This is a genomic window from Synechococcus sp. A15-24 (genome assembly GCF_014280195.1).
Lineage (GTDB): Bacteria > Cyanobacteriota > Cyanobacteriia > PCC-6307 > Cyanobiaceae > Parasynechococcus.
On record NZ_CP047960.1, the window covers coordinates 799,608 to 820,503 of the forward strand.

Here is a 20,896-nt window from a genome sequence, read left to right on the forward strand (position 1 = left end):
TCATTCAGAGGGTTCCTCAGAAACACGCGTCCTGGTGGTAATACGTTTTATAAAGTTGCAGTGAACCGTCCGTGTTTGGGCCTTGTGACGGTCTGGCAACCGTCGTTACATTGACGAGGTAGCGATCGGGGGATTGAGATGCAGCAGGTGGATCTTGTCGGTTCATTGGGACTTGTGTTGTTGATTACAGCCTTGAGAGTTCTGGGATATCGCATCAACCACGTTGTTTGATTGTGAGTTTGCGCCAAGTGTCAGGTCGACTGGAATTGGTGAAATAATATGGAATTCTTATTGATTCATTGGTGAGAAATTCTTGAGGTTGAAGCGGCCTGACTGATCCTTGTTGGTGGATCGTTCTTGGATTTGGCTGATGTTCAGCGTGGTTGAAAACAGCGAAAGGTGAGGTTGATTCTCGGTGTCTTGATGCGCTTGCGCTGGGGCACAGCATGCAGCCAATCCCTTTGACATCCGGGATGCATCATCAGCAGATCACCGTTTGTCAGCTCAAGGGTGTGACGGTGCTGCCGTTGATGGCGATGGCGCAACTGGAAATCCCGGCTCGATCCCAGAGACAAAGAGGCGATTGGTTGTCTCTGGTCGATCTCCGCTTCGTCATCGGCATGCCACCCCATCCGGTCTTCCCCATGGCGGTAGAGATTGAGCAGACAGCCATTGAATCGACAACCGCAGGCTGTGTTGACCTGTTCCAGCAGCGGCATGAACCAGGTGGGCCAGCCTTCTCCGCAGTGTCGGGTCCCGCTGTACCGATAGGACACGTCCTGTTCTGCCAGAAACATCGTCAGCCGCGGCACCGGATGGTGGCGGCCATAGACCTGAACGATCGGTTGCTGCCACTCAACCCTCCCCATCAAAGTGGAGGACCAATCGCTGGCGATAAGCGGTGGCAGCCAGCCGCGATGGAGGGTCCAAGGCAATGTTGTCGATTCAGACTGGATCTGAATGACGTCGGCTCCCATGACATCAACGTGTTGATCCTTGGCGCAAGCTTGATGGATGGTGACGTCCCATGAAGGGACCGCAGATGATCGGGATCCTTCCCATACATTCCTCGTTATGGGAGCCCGCATTACTCAGGACGAATTTCTCAAGCGTGCTCGGCAGCGCTTCGGGGATCAGTTCGATTACAGCCAGATCCGCTGGAGAAGCTTCAAGAGCCCAGTGAAGATCCGCTGTACTCACCATCCGGTTCAGGAGATCACGATCACCCCTGAAAAACATCTGCAGACCCTGGGAGGCTGCAGGCACTGTTTGCGGGAGCGGCGTATTGCCGCCTTGGAACGAGAGCTCAATCGCCGGTCAGCACCCGAGCGGACCCTTGCGCTGGAATCTGAAGCTCAAGCGGTCAAGCTCACCCGCTGATAGCAGAACCACAGCCACTGCTGGAACAGCAGGTTGCGATGGGACCGCCAGGAGGTCTGGGGTTGGTCAGCATCGAAGTTCTCCGGCGGCGGCACATCGCCGCGGGCCCGGTCCCGTTCCATTTCACCGAGGATCCGTCCCACGTTGTATTCCGGATGGCCGAGGTGCATTAGCTGCCGCTGATCCGGTGTTTCGAAGATCGTGTAGCCGACGTCTTCTCCATAAGCCAGCAGCCTCAGTCGGCCCTGGCGCTGGGCTGACTCCATGGCGCTGTCGGGCAACCCGGCATGGCGGCTCTGCGGACAGAGAAATCGGTCGTCCTGGGTTCCCATCAGGGGATGTCCTGGAATCAGGCTGCGCAACGGGTAGATGCCGAACAACTTCCGTTCGAACGGAATCTTGTCCACACCAGCGAGATAAGCGAGTGCAAAGCCAGCCCAGCACAGCCCCAGGGTGCTGGCGCAGTTGTGGCGGGCCTCCTCTATGAGGTCAACCAGTTCCTTCCAGTAGTTGACCTGCTCGAAGGGCAGGTGTTCCACCGGTGCGCCAGTGATGATCAATCCGTCCAGTGGTCCCTGGTCAAGGGCTTCATCCCAACTGACATACAGATCCTTTAGGTGCTCCTGGTCCCAGCTTTTGTAGGCATGGGAGGCGAGCCGGATCCACACCGGTTCGATCTGGAGGACGGACAGACCCAGGGGGTGCAGCAGGTTGAATTCGTACTGCTTGCCCAGGGGCATGATGTTGAGAATGCCGATCCGCAGGGGCCGGATGTCCTGGAGTTCCGCCTGAGCGGGTTCGATCCAGGAGATCCGGTTGCGCTCAACGGCACCGATCTTGTGGTAGTTACGGGGGAGGATCAGTGCCATGGGCTGGTCGGCGTCGTCATTCAGGCGAGGGCCTGTTCAAAGTCGGCTTTGATGTCGTCGATGTGCTCCAGTCCCACGGAGACGCGGACCATTGTGGGGGTCACGCCTGCCGATGCCTGTTCCTCGTCACTGAGCTGCTGGTGGGTTGTTGATGCCGGATGGATCACCAGGGTCTTGGCGTCCCCCACATTGGCGAGGTGACTGGCCAGTTGAAGGCTGTTGATGAAACGGACTGCATCGTCGTAACCACCCTTGAGCGAGAACATCAGCATGCATCCCATGCCCCGGCCCGTCAGGTATTTCTTGGCAGCAGCGTGATAAGGATCGCTGCTCAGGCCTGGGTAGCTCACATGCTGCACCTTGGGGTGTGCTGCCAGCCACGTGGCCAGCGCCATGGCGTTCTCCGTGTGGCGCTCCACCCGCAGGCTGAGGGTTTCCAGACCTTGCAGCAGCAGGAAGCTGTTGAAGGGGCTGACCGCTGGCCCCCAGTCCCGCAGACCCTCGACCCGGGCTCGCAGGGCAAAGGCGACGTTGCGGTTGTCCGGCACGCCGAGCATCTTGCAGATGTCGCTGCCGAAGCCGAAGGCATCCCAGTGCACGAGGCCGTGATAGGCCGCACTGGGTTGGCTCATCAGCGGGAATTTGCCATTGCCCCAGTCGAAGGTGCCGGCATCAACAATTACGCCTCCGAGGCTGGTGCCGTGGCCACCGATCCACTTGGTGGCGCTTTCCACCACCACATCCGCGCCGTGATCGATCGGACGCATCAGGGCACCGCAAGCGCCCAGGGTGTTGTCCACGATCAATGGAATGCCGCGCTCTTTGGCCAGGGCTGAGAGGCCCTCGAAATCGGGGATGTTGAAGCGGGGATTGCCCATCGCTTCGACGTAGAGGCCTTTGGTTTTGTCGTCGATCTGCGCAGCAAAGCTATCCACGTCGTCGCCATCGGCGAAGCGCACGTCGATGCCCAGCCGGGGAAACTGCACCTTGAACTGGTTGTAGGTGCCGCCGTATAGGAACGACGTGGACACAAAGTTATCCCCCGCCTGCATGCAGTTCGTGATCGCCAGGAACTGAGCCGACTGACCGGAGGCTGTGGCCAGCGCCGCCATACCCCCTTCCAGGGCCGCCACCCGCTTCTCGAACACATCCGTCGTCGGGTTCATCAGACGGGTGTAGATGTTGCCGAATTCCTTCAGCCCAAACAGATTGGCGCCGTGCTCGGCATCGTTGAAGACGTAGGAGCTGGTCTGATAGATCGGCACCGCTCTGGCATTGGTGGCCGAGTCCGGAGACTGGCCGGCATGCAGCTGGAGGGTTTCGAAACGCTGAGACATCGGGCCGGAAGTGAGCGGCTGAACTTCTGTTCTAGTCGTGCTGTTCGTCGTGGGACAGCTCAGGCTTGTCGGTTTCCGCCAGTGAGGGGAAGGTGCTGCGGATCAGGGTGTGAATCGCGTTGTGGGCTTCGCCCCGGAATCCTTCTCGGGCCTCGGCGCTGAGGATGGGATAGGTGCGGTCGCTGCCATCCCCATCGCGCAGGTGTTTCCAGCGGTTGTTCTCCTTCTCCTTAAGGGCATTCAGAGGTGCCTCGAAATGAAAGGCTTGAACGTTGCCCAATGCCGCCACCTGGCTGGCCAGGGTTTCGCGAATCGGAGCCAGAGCTTTGGCTTTCAGCGTGTCGGGTAACCCCAGGACCGGTTGGTAGTGATCCAGGATCCTGAGTTCAGCCTCCAGCATCACCGGCCAGGCACCGGTTTCTCCTTCGGCCAGCCCCATCTCGGCTTCCGCCTGCTGCATGGCATCCAAGTGGAAGCGCAGCCAGCGGTAATAGGTCTTGTCCTTGATCGGTTTCTTGGCTGCTGCCCGTCCAGACAGGATCGCCGGTAAGGCGTTTTCCGCCTTGCGCAGAAACAGCCGATCCTCCCGCTCAAGGTTCATCGCCCCCCAGCGCTGGCGGTACTCCCAGAGTTCGACATACCGGGCCACATCTGGCCCGTTCCAACCAAGACCTTTCAGCTCATCACCGCGGTGGGAGAGTTCCTGCGCCACGCCCTGCTTCGTTTGACGGATTCCTGCAGCGTAGTGGGCAGGCTTCAGGATGCCGGTGGGCGACTTTCAGGGTGCCTGCGCAGGTAGTCCTTCACCGCGATCGGGCGTGGCTGGTCGTAGCCGACGGGCAACCAGAGGTCGCCCGCATCGGCATTGAAATGAATTTCCCAGTGATACAGACCGGTGTAGGCACGGGGGTCGTCCTCCATCAGCGAGGCATACAGAAGAACGGCGCGTCCGTAGTAATCACTGTTGTTGTACCCCCAGAGACCACGTCGGATGTCTTTAAGACCTCCTCGGCGAACCAGATAACGCGCGGCAGCCTGAATGGCGTCGTGGGGATTACGGATGTCGCCGGCGCCGATGCCGGGCTCCGTCCAGGTGGTGGGCAGGAACTGCATCGGGCCCTGGGCATTGGCGACGGACACTCCATCGATGCGCCCCATGCCGGTTTCCACCAGGTTCACCGCCGCCAGCACTTCCCATTCGATGCCGGTTGCGGCCTCGGCTTTCCTGTAATAGCTGATCAGCTGCTCGGCAGGCTCCGGTGGAATGATGCGCCAGGCCGGCAGGGTGGAGGGGCCCCGACCGCGGCTCATGCGCAGGAATTCCCGGCGTGCCGCCAGGTGCCGTTCGGCCACGCTCCGCCATCGCAATGGCAGTGCGGCCACCACCGCCGCCGAGCGAACGGCGTCCTTGGAGAGCACCCGGTAGATCACCTGTTGCTGATGCCCCAGATCCGGCAGATCAGCCTTGGCCGTGGAAGGGTCCCTCAAAGCTGCTTCCACTGATGCCAGGAGTTCGGCGGCTGCCTTGGGCTCGGCGGGAACGCTTGGATAGCGCCGTTGAACGGCCGCAACGGCGGACAGCCCCGATCGGTTGTCGCTTGTGCCGCTGCCCTGATGGACCAGGGGGAGGGTGATGGGCGATGCCACAGCGACCAGTGCAGCGGTGATCAGGACGGAACGACGTCCCATGGCGGAGCTGTGCCTCTTGGCCGAAGCTACCGGTTCTGTTCAGGCCTGCAGAAAGGTGCTGCGGTCGTGGAAGTCTGCCCGGCTGTCGCCGTGGCGCAGGGCCCAGTGACTGATGCCGTTGGCCCCTCGATCCAGCACGGTGGTGAGGGCCAGATCCGGGCAGCGTTCATCCGGCCACCAGCTGGACAGATCCAGTCGGGCATCAAGACGAAGCTGATGGTGCCAGCGGCGCAGGGTGATCTCGGGTGCGCTGTTGAGGCGCTGTTGAGACTGACCCGAGCGGTAGCCCTCGAACCGGTACAGCGCCCAGTCCCCGTTGGGGGCCAGGTTGATCTCCCAGTAGCCCGGTTGATCCGGAATGGCGAGAAATGCTTCGAAGCAGGTGGTGGTCCAGAGCTCATCTCGGCGCTGCCCAGCCACCTGAGGACCATCGATGAGACCGCTCGGCACCACAAGCTCATTGAGGCCGGAGGCCGCGGCAGCCAGCACTCCGAAGCTGAGCTCCAGCTGACCGTCTCGGTTCCAGATCAGTTCGCCACTCACCTGAAGTCCCTGGGGGACAGAACGCTCAAAAGGCACCAGACGGGAAGCCTGAAGCAGCATCACGGCGGGGCGTGCCATCTCAGCGACTCGCCAGGCGACGCACCATGGTCTTGATCTGGGGCAACTGCTGTTCCACCGATTCGGTGAGGCGGAACTGCACGCCAGCCCGCTGCAGATTGTGGCCGCGATGGTCTGTGCGGAAGTAGAGGTCCCCTTCCAGATGATCCGTCAGGAAGCGCAGGCCGAGTTCCAAGGGGATCAGGCGAATGCAGTCCGGAAGGTAGTGCAGATCCCAGTCACTGAGGAACTGGCGAGCCACAGAGAGGTAGCCATCGAGGATTGCTTCACACAGTTCAAGGTCGAAGACCACCGTGTTGAGATCGTCGGTTTCTTCACCAGCCTTATTGCAGCAGGAGCGCAGGCAATCGCCGATGTCGTAATGGACCAATCCAGGCTTCACGGTGTCGAGATCGATCAGTCCAACGGCGTGGCCGCTGGCGTCATCGATCATCACGTTGTTGATCTTGGGGTCGCCGTGGATCGGGCGCTGTTTCAGTTCACCGCGCTGCAGGGCGGCTTCCAGAACGTCAATGCCCTGGCGTCGTGCCTCGATGAAGGCACATGCGGAATGGACCGCATCGTCCCGCATGGGGCACGATTTGCTGACGCTGTCGTAACGCTTTAGATACGCCGGGGTGACGTGAAAGTTCTCAAGTGTGTCGGCTAGATCTTCCGTGGGCAGGTCGCTGATCAGGCTGTGGAACATGCCCAGCCCGTAGCCCACTTCACGGGCATGGTCGCGGTTGAGAATCACATCCGTGGTGGTGGCGGCACTGATGTAAGTGATCGAGCGCCAGAACTCTCCGTCCTGCTCCACCCAGTGGCCGTCTTGGCGGCAGCGCACCACCTGGGGCACTTCCCAGCGGCGGCCGCGGAGTTCCTCTGGCGGGGAGGCCAGTCGACGCTGAACGTGGTCCCCCAGGGCCACCAGGTTGCGCATCACCAGTTCGGGGCGTTCAAACACCCGGGTGTTCAGTCTCTGAAGCACGAAGGAGCCGGCAGGGCTACTGGGGCGATGGCCCTGGTGGGTCACCAGAAAGGTGTCGTTGACGTTGCCGGAGCCAAGGGAGCTAATGGCCGTGATCCGTTCGCGGGGATGGAAGCGACCCGCAATGGCTTCAACGGCCTTGCTCAAGGTGATCTCAATGGTCTCAGCCTGCAAATGTCGCGCTAATCCCCGATGGCGCCAGGCTCCGGTGTGCAGAAAACCAGGCGACTAACCGTCCAGTTGGCTCTCGATGGCTTCCATCAACTGCAGATAGGCGGGCCCTGAACTGCTCGCGCTGTCGTCGAGGCTCATCTCGCCTCGCATGGCCCGCCGGGCGTTGTCGGCAATTACCGCGTTCACCACCAGATCCAGAGCCTCGGGTACGTCGAGGTTCTGCAGGGCATCGGCGTAGCGCCGGCTGTGACTCGGACGCACTGATTCCTGGCAGTAACTGGACAGCTCACGGCTGTCAGTCATCACCCGATAGGCCGTTTCCTTCACCGAAGGCCGCCCGTACAGGGCCATGTACAACAGGTTCACCATCGAGGCGTCGTGGAGGGGAATGGCGTACTTGCGTGCGATCTGAGGCCAGTAGCGCAGAGCCTTCAATCCCTCCAGTCCGCCTTTGGGCAGACCGGCGTCCGCACAGCTCTGCTCCAGCTCCTCCATGGACAGGGGACAGCGCTCTTCCCGCCGCATCAGGGATGCCATCACCTGGCCTGCTTGGAAGTTGCGGGTGGGCTTGCCGGAACTGGGCTGCATCATGCTGCCTCTTACATCCGCCACCATTGCTGTGAGCTGGGTGAAGGTGTGATCCCTCACCTTTTCAAAGTCGCCATCCCGCACCAACGTGGCCTCGATCCGTGGCACCGCGTAGCCGAGTTCGGTGAGAGGGATGGGTTGGCGGTGATAAAGCTTCTGCCGGTCAGAGCGAGCCATCGACACGGTGGCGGCCTGATCAAGGCATTGATCCAGCAGCAGCGTCAGCAGTGTCGGCAGCACACCTGGGTTCTCCTGGTGATAGGCGTAGCCGAAGCCGGCGAACACCGATGACATGTTCTTGGCGGCCTTGATGTATTGACCTTCCACGTTGTGGACTCCAGCCGCTACCTGGATGTTGGGTGAGAGATGGTCCAGCAGCTGAGCCCCCAGCATCGCGATGAGGGCATTGGGGTGACAGAAGTTGGCCGTGAAGCTGTCGAAGGGATTGCGCAGGGCTCCGTGGCGGTGGAATCCAGAAAAGAACGCCAGGTTCGGCTGCTTCTCGCAGAGCACGTAAGCGGTGTTGCTGATCGGGTCATGGTTGAAGGACCCGGCCAGGCACGCCAGAACCACCTGTTCGCGCCCCAGTTCCTCCCGAAGGCGACAGGCCTCCAGCAGATCTTCTTCAACGTGGTTGCTGTTCGCGCTCAGCACGACCACCTCACAGCGCATGATCAGGTCCTGCAGCGTGTTGGGGATCCGCTCACCGGAGACGCGGTGGGTGCCCATGTCGAGCACTCGCTCGACATGGTCGCTGTCCATGCTGTCAACGACCTCCGGGGAGAAGGCCCCCAGCAGGTCCCGTCCCGGACGCGCGGCCAGCAGCAGCCGCCCGGCCTCGTTCTGCATGGCGCAGTTGTAGGCCAACGACGCGGGATAGAGCCCAACGCTGTAGAAGCCCACCTTGCCGGCCATGACCTCACGAACTCTCAAGCGAATCGAGGCCGCATCCAGGCTGTGATCGAAAAAGGAGTTGCGCATGGGTTCAGCCTATGAACCCGCTGTTGAGGAGACTGAGTCCAAGCAGCTGCTGGGCCATGAGCCTCACTTTGTATGGCGGTCCAAAAACGCGAGCCTCGATGCCGCGTTGGTACCTCGAGGAAAAGGGGATTGCCTATGAGCTCAAGGAGCTGGATCTGCGGGGAAACCAGCACCGACAGCCCGACTACCTGGCGATCAATCCGTTCGGAAAGTTGCCGGCTCTGGTGGACACGTCCCAGCAGGGAATGGACGGTCAACCGCTGAAATTGTTTGAGTCCGGGGCCATCTTGCTGCATCTGGCGGAGCACCATGCCGGCGAGATCACATCAGCCTCGCAACGCTCGCTGATCGCGCAGTGGCTGTTGTTTGCCAACGCGACTCTGGCCATCGCTCTGTTTGTTCCCAGCAACCGTGAGCGGGAGTTCCCGAGGTTGATGGAGGAATTGAACCGCCAGCTCGCGCCTGGTCGGCCCCTGGTGGGGGATCAGTGGGGGGCAGCTGACTGTGCCATCACGGCGTATCTCGCCTACCTACCGATCTTCTTCCCCCAGGAGGATCTTTCCCCCTATCCGGCCATTCAAAGCCTGATCACCAGCACGCAGCAGCGACCGGCCTACCGAAAGGTGATGGGCATGGCTTGAGCAAACGCGGTGTAATGCGGAAAAGGTTCCGTTGTGATGCCGTCGTCCCGTCAGGAGTTGCTGCTCGCTTATCGCTGGCCGATCGCCCTGGTGGGGTCCAGCCCGATCCTTGGCGGGGCTGTTCTCGTTCTGGCGCAAACGGCAGTGCGACTGTTGAGCCGACCGATTCCGCTTGCGATCGAAGGCGGTCTGCAGGTGGACAAGCTGGTGCTGCCGCCGACGGTGAACATCAGCAGCTCAACTCCGCTACCGGTTGTGGTGAATGACTCGGTGTCCGTCGCCAACAAGCACCCTCTGACAATCAGAGGTCCGCTGACAGTCAAGGCGCTTCAGGGAACGGTGCTCGTGAAGGGGGATGTGCAGGCAAAAGCTCAGGTGTCCTCGATCGATACGCCAGTGACCGTTCAGGGCGAGGTGTCTGTTCAGGACAAGGTCACCATCGATGGCAAGGTGCATGTGGATGGAAATGTGGGCGCCAAAGTGAAGCGAGCGATTCGGCCCCTCAAGTGAGGACCTCACCGACCGTCAGGCAGAGGCATCCTTCTCAATGACTTCGGTTGATTGCGCGGGGCCTGGCCATCACCGGCGAACAGGCCACGTTCCCAGCGCTTGGTCTGCCTCAACCCCAGGGCTCCGGCAGCACTGACTATCAGACCGATGCTGATGAGCCCCCAGCCCCCATTGATGCCGATGAGGATGGCTCCAGCCCACAACAAACCCCAGCAGACCGGTTGAGCCCGACGGATCCAGATCAGTGCGGTTGAGCAGCTGCGGCAATGGATGGTGTGGGAGACGTAGCGATCCATCAACGCCGTTGTCGGCTGACGGTCCGGTAGAGGCTGGCCTGCAAACGGCTCGCCTCCGTTGTGGTTAAGCCAGCGATGCAACGCTGCCACGTAGACGTCTGCCGCCGTTGGCAGAAAAAAGGCCCGCTCAGCCGCTGCACTGCCACCGGCGGCTTCCAGGGTGCGTTCCTGCCAGTGAAGGAAGACCTGATCGTCTTCCAGCACCTTGTGGTTGCCGATGTGCTGCAGCCAGCGTGGTCGCAGGCCGATCAGTAGCCGCGGCAGGGCTGACTGGAACTGGAACGGGAAGCGTGCAAACAGGCGGCATTCGCCGCGACGGATCGGCACCGCATAAACCACGGTGAGAATGCGACCGAAACCCTTGGCGGTGAGGTCGTGCCACATCAGCTGTGGTGCCAGGAAAGTGGTGGACTGGGCGCCGAGCTTGCCCCGCCGTGGTCCCTCCTCCCAATAGGCCTTGAAGCCGCTTGCGTTTTCTGCAGTGATCGTGGCTTCCACCGGGGCTGCGTTCTCCCGCTTGCCCACGGTTTTGTGGTGTGTGAACGGCACGTGGCTCACATCCAGCACGTTCTCCAGGAGGGTGACGGCGTCCATGGGCAGGTCGCGAAACGTGTCCTGAATCGTCCAGCTGTCGGGGTTCTCCTCCAATGCCGGCACCAGCGGCAGCTGCTGGGAATCTGCGCTGTCCGGGGAGCCCATCCACACAAACAGCAGCCCCTGAGCGCTGGCGGTCGGCAGGCTGGCGCAACGGGATCGTCGGCTGTCCGGTTGGGTGTTCTCCAGGGCCTGGGGGATCTGCCGGCACTGGCCATCACCGTCGAAACTCCAGCCGTGATAAGGGCATTCGAGCTGGCCTGCGTCGTTGATGCGCCCCTCACTCAGGGGGACGAGCCGATGGGGGCAAACGTCTGGGAAAACGCGCCAGGATTCACCTGACTGGTCCCACCAGATGACCAGATCGCGCTCCAGCAGCGTGAAGCGATTGGGGCGCTGGTGATCGAGATCCTGCAGGTAGCTGATCGGCCACCACTGTTCTGTCCAGGTGGGATGCATCGGCTGGCCGAACAATGGGGTCATGATCGCCAGGTTTGTTCGTCGCCGCGTCCGTCATGCCGCGCCTTGCACCGGATCAGCTTCTTGAGGAACTCACGCCGGTCGATGACCTGTTGATCGTCCAGGACCTCGACGGTGTCTGCATGCAGCTGGTGAAGGATTCCCTCACCCGCCGCATGGATCCTGGCTACGTGAATGCCGCGGCGGACCTGCGGGGGAGCTTTGTGGTGCTCACCAACGGCGAGCACGAGGGACGGCGCGGGGTGAACCGGCTGGTGGAAGCCGCGTTGGGGAATCAGGTCAAGCCGGAACAGTCGGGTCTATACTTGCCAGGTCTGGCCGCTGGTGGCGTTCAGCTTCAGGATCGTTTCGGTCATCTCAGTCACCCAGGGGTGAGTGATGCGGAAATGTCGTTTCTGGCCGCGGCGCCCCTGCGGATGGATCAGCTTCTGCTGGAGCGGATGCCGGAGGAACTGCCGGAGGTGTCTTCGGAGCAGTTGAAGGTGCTGGCGCAGCAGGCCGTGCTCGATACCCAGGTGTCCCCCACCATCAACCTCAACGGTGTATTCGCTCTGGTGCCAGGGGATGTGTCCCGTCAGAGGCGTCTTCAGCAGATGCTGGCCGAGCTGATGGACCAGTTGCTGCAGGAGGCCAGTGCTGCAGGACTGGAGGGATCATTCTTTCTGCATGTCGCCCCCAACCTGGGACGCGATGCCGATGGCCGCGAACGGGCTAAGCCCGCTGCCGCTGGAGACGTCGGAACAACCGACATCCAGTTCATGTTGACGGGGTCGCTCAAGGAGGCAGGCCTGCTGGTGCTGATCAATCAACACATTGCCCGCCGCCATGGGATCTTCCCCCTGGGGGAAGATTTCAACGTGCGCACAGCTCCTCGAGACCATCAAGCCCTGTTGCAGTTGGCCGAGGAACGGTTGCCGATGGAGCGGATGCCGCGTCTTGTGGGGGTGGGCGACACGGTGACGTCCACGCAGGCCGCAGACGGGCAACGCTGGCTCCGTGGCGGAAGCGATCGCGGCTTTCTCACCCTGCTGAAGGATCTGGGGGCCTGCAGCCATCAACCCAATCGCGTGATCCTGGTGGACAGCAGCCATGGCGAGGTGGATCGTCCGAGCCTTGCCGATGGTCGTTTGCTGGGCATCAGTGATCCGGAGGATCCGCTGGAGTTGGATGTGCTGATGCCCGGGGGCCCGGCGGACTACATCAGCTGGTTTCAGACCCTGGCGCAGCGTCGACGGGCTTGCGGTCATGCCATTCCCGAGACGGCGTGATCTTCAGCAGAAACGGCATCTGGGTGATCGAGGGTTTGCCACCGCTCACCCAGACCGCGTGCTCATGGCTCCAGGGCCGTTTGCCGGGAACGATCAGACGCGACTTGGAGGCATGATCCGGCAGAAAGGAGGCCAGGAAACCCTTGTCGCCGACGAAGTTTTTGAGATCGCTGAACAGCACCCCATCGGCGGTTTCCACCAGTTCAAGCTGTCCATCCGGCCGGATGCCGTAGACGATGCGCACGTCGGCGAGTCGCATCTCCCCATAAACACCTGCGTAGGACGGTGGCGCTTCCTGGGTGGTGTTGGTGAAGGCGTGCAGGCCGCCGATGAACACCCGCAAGCGCTGCGCAAGCTCAGCTGTGAGCGAGCCGTAGCCGTACTCCAGCTCGCCAGCACGGCTGATGCCTACCCAGGCCCGTTCGGCTGCAGCGGCACGATTGTCCGACGGCCAGAGACCGTTGGCCAGCATCAGATCACCATGGAGGCGCATGGCCAAGTCACCGTTGCCGCTTCCCCGGGCAAAGGTGGGGCCTGAGGTGAACAGCAGAGCTTGCTCATCGGCATTGGCGTCCAATTCCCGGTTCCAGCCACCGAAAAACTCGACCGTGGTCCAGCGGGGCTCCACAACAACGCTGGTGTAGCCGATGCTGATGCTCGTGCCATTGGATCGGAGCACATCCAGGGTCTGATCAGGCAGAAATCGCATCAGGCGATCCCTGGACGGCGGTAGTGGTGGCGGTTCGATGGAAGGAACCAGCTTGCTGTTCGACTTCAGCGCTGAATGCTTTGCCTGATGTTCAGGATGCATCCACCATGCAATGCCCATGCCGAGCAAGCCTGAGGCCAGGCAGAGGGCCAGCAGCGGCAGGGGACGCACAGGACAGGATTGCATCGCTTCAGTGTGAACCGGTTGAGGGGCCTGAGCAACATCGTCTTGGTGCCAACCATTCAGTTTCAATGAGGTCTTGCGACATTGATTGTGATCAGCACGTCGTTTGTCTCAATCGGTCAATTCACGTTGAAATCGATCAGACTTTTGTTGTGATTGATACGGATGGCTTGAGCTCAAGTCGTCAAATCCACCTGTCAGATCCACGGTTTGGTCGTTGGGTCTGAAAAGATCAAACTCCCAGAGGCGTTGCTGCTGATCACCCCTTCACTCCCCTTTCCCCCGCTGCAGCGCGGGGCTCTCACCACCCTCCAGGTGAACCTCGGCTACCGCTGTAATCAGAGCTGCAGCCACTGCCACGTCAATGCCGGTCCCACCAGGACCGAAATGATGAGCACGGAGCTGGTGGCGCTGATTCCTTCTCTGCTTGAGCGTCGAGCGATCCGTTGTCTGGACCTCACCGGCGGGGCTCCGGAACTTCATCCTGATTTCCGTTCCTTGGTGCGCCGTGCCCGGGATCAGGGAGTTGCGGTGATCGATCGCTGCAATCTCACGATTCTTTCGGAGCCTGGACAGGACGCCTTGGCCCAGTTTCTGGCGGACCAGCGGGTCGGTGTGATTGCCTCCCTGCCCTGTTACAGCGCCGCCAATGTCGACCAACAACGGGGTGATGGGGTGTTTGAACGCAGCCTTGAGGGTCTGCGGATGCTGAATGCCCTCGGGTACGGCAGTGGGGACCCGGAACGATCCCTCGATCTGGTGTTCAATCCGCAGGGGCCGTCTCTTCCCCCAGCGCAGGAGCTGCTTGAGGCGGATTACAAGCGTGAGCTTGGATCCATGGGCATCCGCTTCGACCGGCTGCTGACCCTGGCCAACATGCCGATTCAGCGCTTTTCCCGCCAGTTGGAGCTGCAAGGTCGGCTGACGGCCTATCAGCGCCTGCTGGAGGAGGCCCACAACCCCGCCAATCTCGCTGCCGTCATGTGTCGCCAACTGCTCAGTGTCGACTGGCAAGGTCATCTTTATGACTGCGATTTCAACCAGCAACTGGCCCTGTCAGTCCAGGGCGGCGTTCGTCATCTGCGCGATCTGCTGGATGACTCGACGGTGATTGAGGGTGATCCGATTCGAACGGCGCAGCATTGCTTCGGCTGCACGGCCGGGGCGGGATCCAGCTGCGGTGGGGCACTTCAGGGTTGAGCCTGGTCCGTGCCAGTGATGCGGTTGATGGCGACACCGGCAGGGGCCAGCAGCAGCACCGTTTCACTGATGCGTTGCTGCTGGCCATCCAGGGCATGGACCCCTCCGGAGACCAGATCAGCGGCGCGCTGGGCCAGCTCTGGAGTGAGACGACTCAAATTGAGCACCACAGTGCGTTGTTCCCGCACAGCCAGCACGGCTTCCAGGGCGTCATTGAACTGCTCGGGCATCAGCACAACCACGTCGTGCCATCCATCGGAGCGACTGTTCACCATGGGTTCATGATGTGGGGCTGTTGCTGAACGCGTGGTGTCGCTTGCAGGAATGTTGCTCGCTTTGCTGGGCCTGGGGCTCTGGGGAGGGGTTGTGTCAGCTCATGAGCACGGCGGGCAACCGAAGCAGGCGATGTTCAAGACGCGCGCTGGAGCGGAGGCAGCTGCTCCTGGCTTTGGCTGCCAAGGGGCCCATCCCATGGGTGAGATGTGGATGGTCTGTGAGAAGCATGGTCAGTCCGAGCAGCACGGACACTGAGCCATGGCAACGGGAGGGGGACATTGCGGCAGCAAACCGAAGCGGATTGCCATCGGGATCGCCCCGCTGGGCACCATTTCGATCGGCATCGTTCCGATGGGGGTGATCTGCATCGGTGTGGTGCCGATGGGAGTTGTTTCCATTGGCGTGGTGGCCATGGGAGTGTTCAATGCCGCCATCGTTGGGATGGGGCTGGTGGCTGTGGGGGTCAACACGATGGGCGTGATCACCGCCGGGCCGATGAGCATGGGGTTGATTCAGATCCGTTCCACCACCAACCCCCGCTACCTGGCCTACCCAAGCCGGGAGGAGGCCGAAGCCCAGGCGAAGGTTCTGGGTTGTGAGGGGGTGCATCGCATGGGTGATCGCTACTGGATGCCCTGCAATGAACATCCCAAGTAGGGGAAAGCGTCAGTCCTGACAATTTGGGCAAAGGGCCCGCACATTCAGACTGGACTCGATCAATTTGAAGCCGAACTGCTGAGCGGCATCGGCGCCGGCCATTAGCACCGGCTCACTTTCGAATTCTTCGGTGCGTCCGCAGCGGATGCACACCACATGGTGGTGATCGCGGTGATCACCCTGGGCAAGCTCAAAGCGACGGCCCCCTTCACTGAGCTCCAACTCCTGCAGAAACCCCATGTCCGCCAGCAGGCGGAGGGTTCGGTACACGGTCGCCAGCGAGACCTTCAGCTGCAGGGATGCCAGTTGTTGATGCACCTCCTCTGCACTTAAGTGACAGCCGGAGCCGCGGTGTACGAACAACTCGAGAACCCGTTTCCGCTGGGGTGTCAGACGACGACCGTCCTGGTGGAGGCCCTGCTGAAGGGACCCATCGGTGGGAGCAGACGGGGAGGACAGCGACACCGACCAGGACCAGTTGTTCTCAACAGTAATCACTAATGAGAGGCTTCAGCACGGCTGCGGTGCGATCGCGATTCCGCGGATACGCTCCGGGGCATCGGCTTGCAGCGCTGCGTGGATCTCAACCTGCATCCTCGCCAGGACAACCCACGGCTCAAGGATGTGGACGCTCTTCTGGAGGGCTCCACGATCGTCGCCTGCATGGGGGATCGGCTGACCTTGGCCAGCTTTGGCATGGCGATGACGATCTGGCCGCGGCTTCTGGCAGCCGTCACCACCGCTGATGAGGCATTGCTCTGCGTGCGGCAGCACAAGCCCGATCTGTTGTTCGTGACCGAAGATCTTGAACAGGGTTACGGCATCAGCCTGATGCGTGAGGTGGAAGAGATCCACGCCCCCACTCGCACACTGATTTTTCTGCGACGTGAAAATCCGTTGGTCGTGAACGAAGCGCTTGAGGCTGGCGCCGATGGTGTGATGTTCATCTCTTCGATCGGGAGCCATCGCGGTGACTTCTTCAAGGCGCTGCAACGCACCCGTGACGGAGGTGTCTATTACCCCGATGCCATCCGTGCGATGGTCCGCGAAACGTCGCCCCAGGACCGAGATGCTCAGCTGTTGCTCGAGGATCTGTCCGAGCTGGAACTGGAGGTGCTGCGATTGCTGACTGCAGGTCAGACCAATCGCGAGATTTCAGACGAACTGTTTGTCTCTGCGGAGACGGTCAAAAGTCATGTCAGCGCCGTGATCGGAAAGCTTGGTGTGCGTGACCGCACCCAGGCGGCCATCTTTGCCATTCGGAATGGAAGAGATCTGATCCCGTCTGCGAAGTGATGCTGCAGTGCCGATAACGGTGATACGTTCCGCACACGGATCTCTGCGGAACGATGGAAACCCACGTCCTCACCTTCAGCATCACCAAGCCCTTCAGCGAATGGGCCAAGATTTATGACCAATCTGCGCCCTTCCAAAAAGCAGCCGGCATCACCTCGCTCTATCGCGGCGTCAGCAAAGACGACCCCAGCAAGGTGTGCGCGGTGATGCAAGCCCAACCCGGTGTGATGGAGCAGTTCATTGAAGACAACACCGAGTTGATCGTCTCTTCCGGTCACGTTCTGGAGAGCACCGTTAGCCAGGTGTTCCTCGCCGGCTGATGGGCTGGAATCCCGCCCGGGCCTGGACCAGTCAGGACCCTGTGGGGGGGTATCGCCACTTTCAGCTGGTTCTGCAGGGTGGTCGTGGCGATCAGCGTTGGGTTGAGCTGGCGGCGGTGCTGGCTCCGGGGTACCGCGAGCGGGTGCTCTGGCGAGATCTGAAGGACCGCTCCCGCTGGATCAGTGGTTGGCAGTCCATCCCCGAGAGCCATGCGGATCCTGCAGCTGAGTGACCCCCATCTGGTGGCAGCCGATGCGCCCCTGGTGCGTGAACGCCCGGCCATGGCCCTTCTGGAACGGGCCTTGCTGGAAGGGCAGCGCGAGAATCCCGATCTTGTGCTGATCAGCGGTGATCTCTGCCAGGACGAGAGCTGGGGAGGCTATGTCCGCCTGCGACGACTGCTGGAGGCCCATGTCCATGGTCCGGTGGGGCTGTTGCCCGGCAACCACGATCACCCGCTGCTGCTGAAGGCCGTGCTGGGTCGTCGTTTCTGCACGGCTCCCGCCGAGTTGATTGTTCAAGGCACGCGGCTGGTTCTGCTCAACAGCCACCGCAGCGGTTGTTCCGCCGGTTGGCTCGGGCCACACCAGCTGCAGTGGTTGCAGCAGCGACTCGCTGATCCAATGCGCCGGGATCTTCCTCTGGTGGTGGCCCTGCATCACCCGCCGGTGGCCATCGGTCATCCCGTGATGGACACGATGAATCTCAGCGATCACCACCAGCTGGCAGCCATTATTCAGCCCCACGCTGCGCTGCGAGCTGTGGTTTTCGGTCATATCCATCAGCACTGGCACGGAACCTGGCCCCAGCGTCCGGATGTCCCCCTGCTTGGCTGTCCGTCCACTCTGCGCAGTTTTCAGTGCGTGCAGCCCTGCCCGTTGGGCCGGGCGGAGGACCCGGGGGGGCGTCTTCTGGAGATTCACACCGACGGCAGCCTCAGCCAGCGTGTGCTGCGCTGGTCCCCCTGTTGAGCTCAGCCCATTCCCCTCTGGGATTCACGGAAGGCCTTCAATTTGTCGATGTCCTTCTCCTCATCAATGCTGTAGTCGGTCAGGATCAGCGCCTTGCCGATGGTGCCGAGGGCGTATTCGATCCGATCGAGATCCCGCCGCCCACTCTTGTCCTTCCGGGCTGCTCGGATCACCTCGGGACGAAGCTGATCGGCCAGTTGCTCGATGGCGGTTGCGATGGCGCCGGCCTGATCCAGCGGGTCGGTGTGATCCATGGAGGCCTGCGGCGTGGGCAACAGGGAAACTCTGCCAGCTGGGCTCAGAACCCCCGGGCTACCGGCCGTTGACTCGAGAGAGACACGTTGCCGGGGGGGGAGGAGGGCTGCAGTGCTGCAGCGGGGGCCGCCACGGCATTGAAGGCGAGCGACCAGCGTTCACCATCGCCACGGAAGGGCATCACCGAATGGGGCTGCCAGGCCGGGAACACGTAGTACTCACCAGGCACCGGCAGGACGTAATGGGCCATCCCGGTGCGGAAGGACTGCAGATGCCAGTCCTCTGGACCGTGAAAGCAGAGCTGGCCGTCAAAGCTGTTGCCGTTGATCTGGGGGGGCACCTTGAGGAAGATCACCCCAGAGAAGCTGCCGCCGTGGGTATGGGTTGGGTTGTAGTCGCCGGCGGTTTGGCAGTTGATCCATAGATCGATCATCTGCAGCCGGTAGCGACCTGGCACCCAGGGACCACGCCCCTGGGGTGGCTGCCGCTCCATCACGTGGCGGATCCAGCGATCACAGGCAGGAAGCAGAACCTCCGCACTGAGTTGTTGCACCGCCGGTTGGTCAGGCCGTAACTCCCGTTGCTGACGCAGCTGTCCAGCCAGCTTGGCGGAGGCGTCGGGACTGGCTGAAGGATTGGCCAGAACCGATTCACCCAGATCGATCAGCTGATTCAGCAGGGGAGCTGGAAGTGTGCCTCGCAGAATGGAGCGTGGAAAGAGGTCAAGAACGTCCACCGGCTTACTGCAACGCTGCAGGTCATCGTGCCAGCGCCAGAGTGGAGGCGATGTTCATGGGGTGGTGATGCTGCGCAAGGTACTGCTCACGGGTTTGTTGCTCCTGGGCTGCAGTGCGGCGGTCGTGGCGCAGCCGTTGCCAGGCCAGCAGGGGCCGACGGCAGAACTGCTCGAGGGCGGCGGCCTGCGGCTGAGCACGCGTCGCACCAGCGACCGCTTCCCCGATGGCAACGGGCTCTGGAAGGTGGAGCTGCACCGCGGCGAGCAATTGTTGGCCAGCTGGGATGCTGCTAGCGGCATTGCCGAACGGCAGACCGCAGACCGACGCTGGAGTCCGGGCAATGCAGCCCCTCTCCCTGCTGGTGATTACAGCCTGGGACAGCCGGAACCCTGGGGAGATGATCTCTGGTTCGATCTGCAGCCGCGCTTTGATACCACCCGCAGCGCCCTGGGCATTCACCGTTGCTATCCAGGGACGGGTTGCATCTGCATGCCGAGCCGCGCGGAGATTGGTGCATTGGCAGCTTGGGTGAAACGGGGACGACTAAGCAGGCTGCGTGTGATCAACTGAACCCAATCGCTATCAAAGACAAGTCGTCTGCAGCACCGACCAAAGCCGTTGGGATCTTTAGAGACGTGTCGTCCTCCCCATGACCGCCTTCATGGATGTGAACATCTGGATGATCGTCGGCTTCCTGCTGGCGGCCTATTCCGTTGTGGCCAACGACTCACTGCAGACGTTGGGCACCTACATCTCATCTCATAAGAAGCGCACCCCGAAAGTGGTGCAGATGCTGTTCATTTGCACCGTCACCATTGTCGTTCTGATGGTGGGTTGGTTCCTCAAGGACGGTGACCCGGCCTGGGGCCGCCTGAGTGTTCCTGGCAAGGAGTTTCCTCTGCCCGAGCCATTCAACTGGATCTACATCCTTCCGCCCATTGCGGTGTTGGCTCTCACCCAGTGGGGCGCTCCTGTCAGTACCTCGTTTCTGGTGCTGTCGTCGTTCAAGCCGGCCAATATCGGCAAGCTGCTCAACAGCTCGCTGACGGGTTATGTCCTGGCTTTCTGCGTGGGCCTGGCGGCCTATGGCCTGGGCATGTGGCTGCTGGAACGTTGGGTGTTCCGCCGCACGCAGGAGGGCAAGGACTTCAACAAGGTCTGGTATGGCCTGCAGTGGTTCTCCACCGGCTTCCTCTGGAGCATGTGGCTGGTGCAGGACCTGGCGAACATTTTCGTGTTCCTCCCCCGCAAGCTGGATTTCTTCCCGATGGCGATCTGCACGGCGGTGCTGTGCGTGGGTCTCTGTGTGCTGGTGGCCACCGGCGGTGGACCGATTCAGGGGGTGCTGCGGTCCAAGACGAACACGTCCGACCTGCGCTCGGCCACGGTGATCGACTTCTTCTTTGGCCTTTGTCTGCTCTACAAGGCGTTCCTCTCCACCTTCCCGCTGAGCACCACCTGGGTGTTCCTGGGTCTGATCGGGGGTCGGGAAATCGCCCTGCGGATCAAGGAGCAGGAATTTGAGTACGTCTTCACCAACCGCGAGAGCGGCAATCTGGGGAAGATCATCGGTAGTGATCTCTGGAAGGCCTTCGTCGGTGTGGTGGTGAGTCTCGTGATCGCGCTGAGCATCCAACCTTTGGTGCAACTCACCGGCGGTTGAACCCGTCCGATTCACGGGTCATGTGAGCGGTCCTTCGGGGCCGCTTTTTCATTTGGTTTGCCACTCCGATCATTCAATGTCCTTAAGGATCGATTAAGACGGACGTCTTGACCGGCTCGGTTTCGTCCGGCCCAATGGCGTCAACACCTCGCGAATACCCTGACCAGCCCACGATCCCAGCGCCGCGATGCCACCGGCCGTTTTCAGTCCAGCGGAGATGCCAAGGCACG

The 20,896-nt window shown here is 61.4% G+C and carries 27 protein-coding genes; 13 read left to right on the forward strand and 14 right to left on the reverse strand.

Annotated features, from left to right (window positions below; genetic code table 11):
* Positions 1–374 precede the first annotated feature (374 nt).
* A complete protein-coding gene (locus tag SynA1524_RS04255; RefSeq protein ID WP_186499088.1) occupies positions 375–977 on the reverse strand; it encodes an alpha-ketoglutarate-dependent dioxygenase AlkB family protein in 603 nt (200 codons plus the stop codon).
* Between the two features lie 97 nt (positions 978–1,074).
* Here SynA1524_RS04255 and SynA1524_RS04260 point away from each other — a divergent pair, with 97 nt between their 5' ends.
* Positions 1,075–1,380: a DUF723 domain-containing protein gene (locus SynA1524_RS04260; RefSeq protein WP_186499089.1), complete on the forward strand. Its 306-nt coding sequence runs from the start codon at positions 1,075–1,077 to the stop codon at positions 1,378–1,380.
* Here the strand turns inward: SynA1524_RS04260 and SynA1524_RS04265 are convergent.
* The 7 genes from SynA1524_RS04265 to SynA1524_RS04295 are packed head-to-tail and all read right to left on the reverse strand — an operon-like array spanning position 1,356 to position 8,609.
* Positions 1,356–2,249, reverse strand: a complete 894-nt coding sequence (locus tag SynA1524_RS04265; protein WP_186499090.1) for a homoserine O-succinyltransferase — start codon at positions 2,247–2,249, stop codon at positions 1,356–1,358. The two genes, SynA1524_RS04260 and SynA1524_RS04265, sit on opposite strands and share 25 nt — an antisense overlap.
* 20 nt (positions 2,250–2,269) lie before the next feature.
* Complete coding sequence (locus tag SynA1524_RS04270; protein WP_186499091.1) at positions 2,270–3,586, reverse strand: O-acetylhomoserine aminocarboxypropyltransferase/cysteine synthase family protein; 1,317 nt, start codon at positions 3,584–3,586, stop codon at positions 2,270–2,272.
* Positions 3,587–3,617: 31 nt separating this feature from the next.
* Positions 3,618–4,298 (reverse strand): hypothetical protein, encoded by a 681-nt coding sequence (locus tag SynA1524_RS04275; protein ID WP_186499092.1) that lies wholly within the window; start codon positions 4,296–4,298, stop codon positions 3,618–3,620.
* 44 nt (positions 4,299–4,342) lie between these two features.
* Positions 4,343–5,275, reverse strand: coding sequence for a lytic transglycosylase domain-containing protein (locus tag SynA1524_RS04280; RefSeq protein ID WP_186499093.1), 933 nt, complete (start codon positions 5,273–5,275; stop codon positions 4,343–4,345).
* Positions 5,276–5,314: 39 nt separating this feature from the next.
* A complete protein-coding gene (locus tag SynA1524_RS04285; protein WP_186499094.1) occupies positions 5,315–5,896 on the reverse strand; it encodes a DOMON-like domain-containing protein in 582 nt (193 codons plus the stop codon).
* Position 5,897: 1 nt separating this feature from the next.
* Positions 5,898–7,040, reverse strand: a complete 1,143-nt coding sequence (locus SynA1524_RS04290; RefSeq protein ID WP_286188679.1) for a phosphotransferase enzyme family protein — start codon at positions 7,038–7,040, stop codon at positions 5,898–5,900.
* A 54-nt stretch (positions 7,041–7,094) separates the two neighbouring features.
* A complete protein-coding gene (locus SynA1524_RS04295; protein WP_186499095.1) occupies positions 7,095–8,609 on the reverse strand; it encodes a DUF8648 domain-containing protein in 1,515 nt (504 codons plus the stop codon).
* A 56-nt stretch (positions 8,610–8,665) separates the two neighbouring features.
* Here SynA1524_RS04295 and SynA1524_RS04300 point away from each other — a divergent pair, with 56 nt between their 5' ends.
* The gene (locus tag SynA1524_RS04300; RefSeq protein WP_186499096.1) at positions 8,666–9,250 is read left to right on the forward strand and encodes a glutathione S-transferase family protein; all 585 of its coding nucleotides are present in this window, start codon (positions 8,666–8,668) and stop codon (positions 9,248–9,250) included.
* A gap of 36 nt (positions 9,251–9,286) precedes the next feature.
* The gene (locus tag SynA1524_RS04305) at positions 9,287–9,760 is read left to right on the forward strand and encodes a hypothetical protein (protein ID WP_186499097.1); all 474 of its coding nucleotides are present in this window, start codon (positions 9,287–9,289) and stop codon (positions 9,758–9,760) included.
* 5 nt (positions 9,761–9,765) lie between these two features.
* On the opposite strand, the gene SynA1524_RS04310 is transcribed toward SynA1524_RS04305, so the two are convergent.
* Positions 9,766–11,109, reverse strand: a complete 1,344-nt coding sequence (locus SynA1524_RS04310) for an aromatic ring-hydroxylating dioxygenase subunit alpha (RefSeq protein WP_186499498.1) — start codon at positions 11,107–11,109, stop codon at positions 9,766–9,768.
* A gap of 56 nt (positions 11,110–11,165) precedes the next feature.
* Here SynA1524_RS04310 and stpA point away from each other — a divergent pair, with 56 nt between their 5' ends.
* The gene (gene stpA / locus SynA1524_RS04315; protein WP_186499098.1) at positions 11,166–12,398 is read left to right on the forward strand and encodes a glucosylglycerol 3-phosphatase; all 1,233 of its coding nucleotides are present in this window, start codon (positions 11,166–11,168) and stop codon (positions 12,396–12,398) included.
* Here the strand turns inward: stpA and SynA1524_RS04320 are convergent.
* Positions 12,331–13,293 (reverse strand): hypothetical protein, encoded by a 963-nt coding sequence (locus tag SynA1524_RS04320; RefSeq protein ID WP_186499099.1) that lies wholly within the window; start codon positions 13,291–13,293, stop codon positions 12,331–12,333. The genes stpA and SynA1524_RS04320 overlap by 68 nt on opposite strands.
* A 249-nt stretch (positions 13,294–13,542) precedes the next feature.
* On the opposite strand from SynA1524_RS04320, the gene arsS reads away from it, so the two are divergent.
* Positions 13,543–14,490: an arsenosugar biosynthesis radical SAM (seleno)protein ArsS gene (gene arsS, locus SynA1524_RS04325; protein WP_186499499.1), complete on the forward strand. Its 948-nt coding sequence runs from the start codon at positions 13,543–13,545 to the stop codon at positions 14,488–14,490.
* Here arsS and SynA1524_RS04330 read toward each other — a convergent pair.
* Complete coding sequence (locus tag SynA1524_RS04330; protein WP_186499100.1) at positions 14,481–14,765, reverse strand: cell division protein SepF; 285 nt, start codon at positions 14,763–14,765, stop codon at positions 14,481–14,483. The two genes, arsS and SynA1524_RS04330, sit on opposite strands and share 10 nt — an antisense overlap.
* A gap of 34 nt (positions 14,766–14,799) precedes the next feature.
* Between SynA1524_RS04330 and SynA1524_RS04335 the strand changes: the two genes are divergently transcribed.
* Together SynA1524_RS04335 and SynA1524_RS04340 are read left to right on the forward strand one after the other, a co-directional pair.
* Entirely contained in the window at positions 14,800–15,021 is a 222-nt protein-coding gene (locus SynA1524_RS04335) for a DUF3721 domain-containing protein (protein ID WP_286188680.1), read from the forward strand.
* Between the two features lie 3 nt (positions 15,022–15,024).
* On the forward strand, positions 15,025–15,423 hold the full coding sequence (locus tag SynA1524_RS04340) for a DUF3721 domain-containing protein (protein ID WP_186499101.1): 399 nt from the start codon (positions 15,025–15,027) through the stop codon (positions 15,421–15,423).
* Positions 15,424–15,432: 9 nt separating this feature from the next.
* Here the strand turns inward: SynA1524_RS04340 and SynA1524_RS04345 are convergent, their stop codons facing one another.
* Positions 15,433–15,888: a Fur family transcriptional regulator gene (locus SynA1524_RS04345; protein WP_186499102.1), complete on the reverse strand. Its 456-nt coding sequence runs from the start codon at positions 15,886–15,888 to the stop codon at positions 15,433–15,435.
* Positions 15,889–15,987: 99 nt separating this feature from the next.
* Between SynA1524_RS04345 and SynA1524_RS04350 the strand changes: the two genes are divergently transcribed.
* From SynA1524_RS04350 to SynA1524_RS04365, 4 genes are read left to right on the forward strand one after another with little or no spacing between them, the layout of a single operon-like run.
* On the forward strand, positions 15,988–16,719 hold the full coding sequence (locus SynA1524_RS04350; RefSeq protein ID WP_286188681.1) for a response regulator transcription factor: 732 nt from the start codon (positions 15,988–15,990) through the stop codon (positions 16,717–16,719).
* Positions 16,720–16,772: 53 nt separating this feature from the next.
* Positions 16,773–17,039 carry a DUF3764 family protein gene (locus tag SynA1524_RS04355; RefSeq protein ID WP_186499103.1) on the forward strand — a complete coding sequence of 89 codons (267 nt, stop codon included), beginning with the start codon at positions 16,773–16,775 and terminating at the stop codon, positions 17,037–17,039.
* On the forward strand, positions 17,039–17,272 hold the full coding sequence (locus SynA1524_RS04360; RefSeq protein ID WP_186499104.1) for a TIGR02450 family Trp-rich protein: 234 nt from the start codon (positions 17,039–17,041) through the stop codon (positions 17,270–17,272). The genes SynA1524_RS04355 and SynA1524_RS04360 overlap by 1 nt, the downstream gene beginning before the upstream one ends.
* Positions 17,250–18,011 (forward strand): metallophosphoesterase, encoded by a 762-nt coding sequence (locus SynA1524_RS04365; protein WP_186499105.1) that lies wholly within the window; start codon positions 17,250–17,252, stop codon positions 18,009–18,011. Before SynA1524_RS04360 ends, SynA1524_RS04365 begins: the two co-directional genes overlap by 23 nt.
* 2 nt (positions 18,012–18,013) lie before the next feature.
* Here the strand turns inward: SynA1524_RS04365 and SynA1524_RS04370 are convergent, their stop codons facing one another.
* Positions 18,014–18,265, reverse strand: coding sequence for a hypothetical protein (locus tag SynA1524_RS04370; protein ID WP_186499502.1), 252 nt, complete (start codon positions 18,263–18,265; stop codon positions 18,014–18,016).
* 44 nt (positions 18,266–18,309) lie between these two features.
* Positions 18,310–19,002, reverse strand: coding sequence for a putative 2OG-Fe(II) oxygenase (locus tag SynA1524_RS04375; protein ID WP_186499106.1), 693 nt, complete (start codon positions 19,000–19,002; stop codon positions 18,310–18,312).
* Between the two features lie 67 nt (positions 19,003–19,069).
* On the opposite strand from SynA1524_RS04375, the gene SynA1524_RS04380 reads away from it, so the two are divergent.
* Together SynA1524_RS04380 and SynA1524_RS04385 are read left to right on the forward strand one after the other, a co-directional pair.
* Complete coding sequence (locus SynA1524_RS04380) at positions 19,070–19,573, forward strand: L,D-transpeptidase (RefSeq protein ID WP_186499107.1); 504 nt, start codon at positions 19,070–19,072, stop codon at positions 19,571–19,573.
* Positions 19,574–19,652: 79 nt separating this feature from the next.
* A complete protein-coding gene (locus tag SynA1524_RS04385; protein WP_186499108.1) occupies positions 19,653–20,666 on the forward strand; it encodes a hypothetical protein in 1,014 nt (337 codons plus the stop codon).
* Positions 20,667–20,896: the final 230 nt, after the last annotated feature.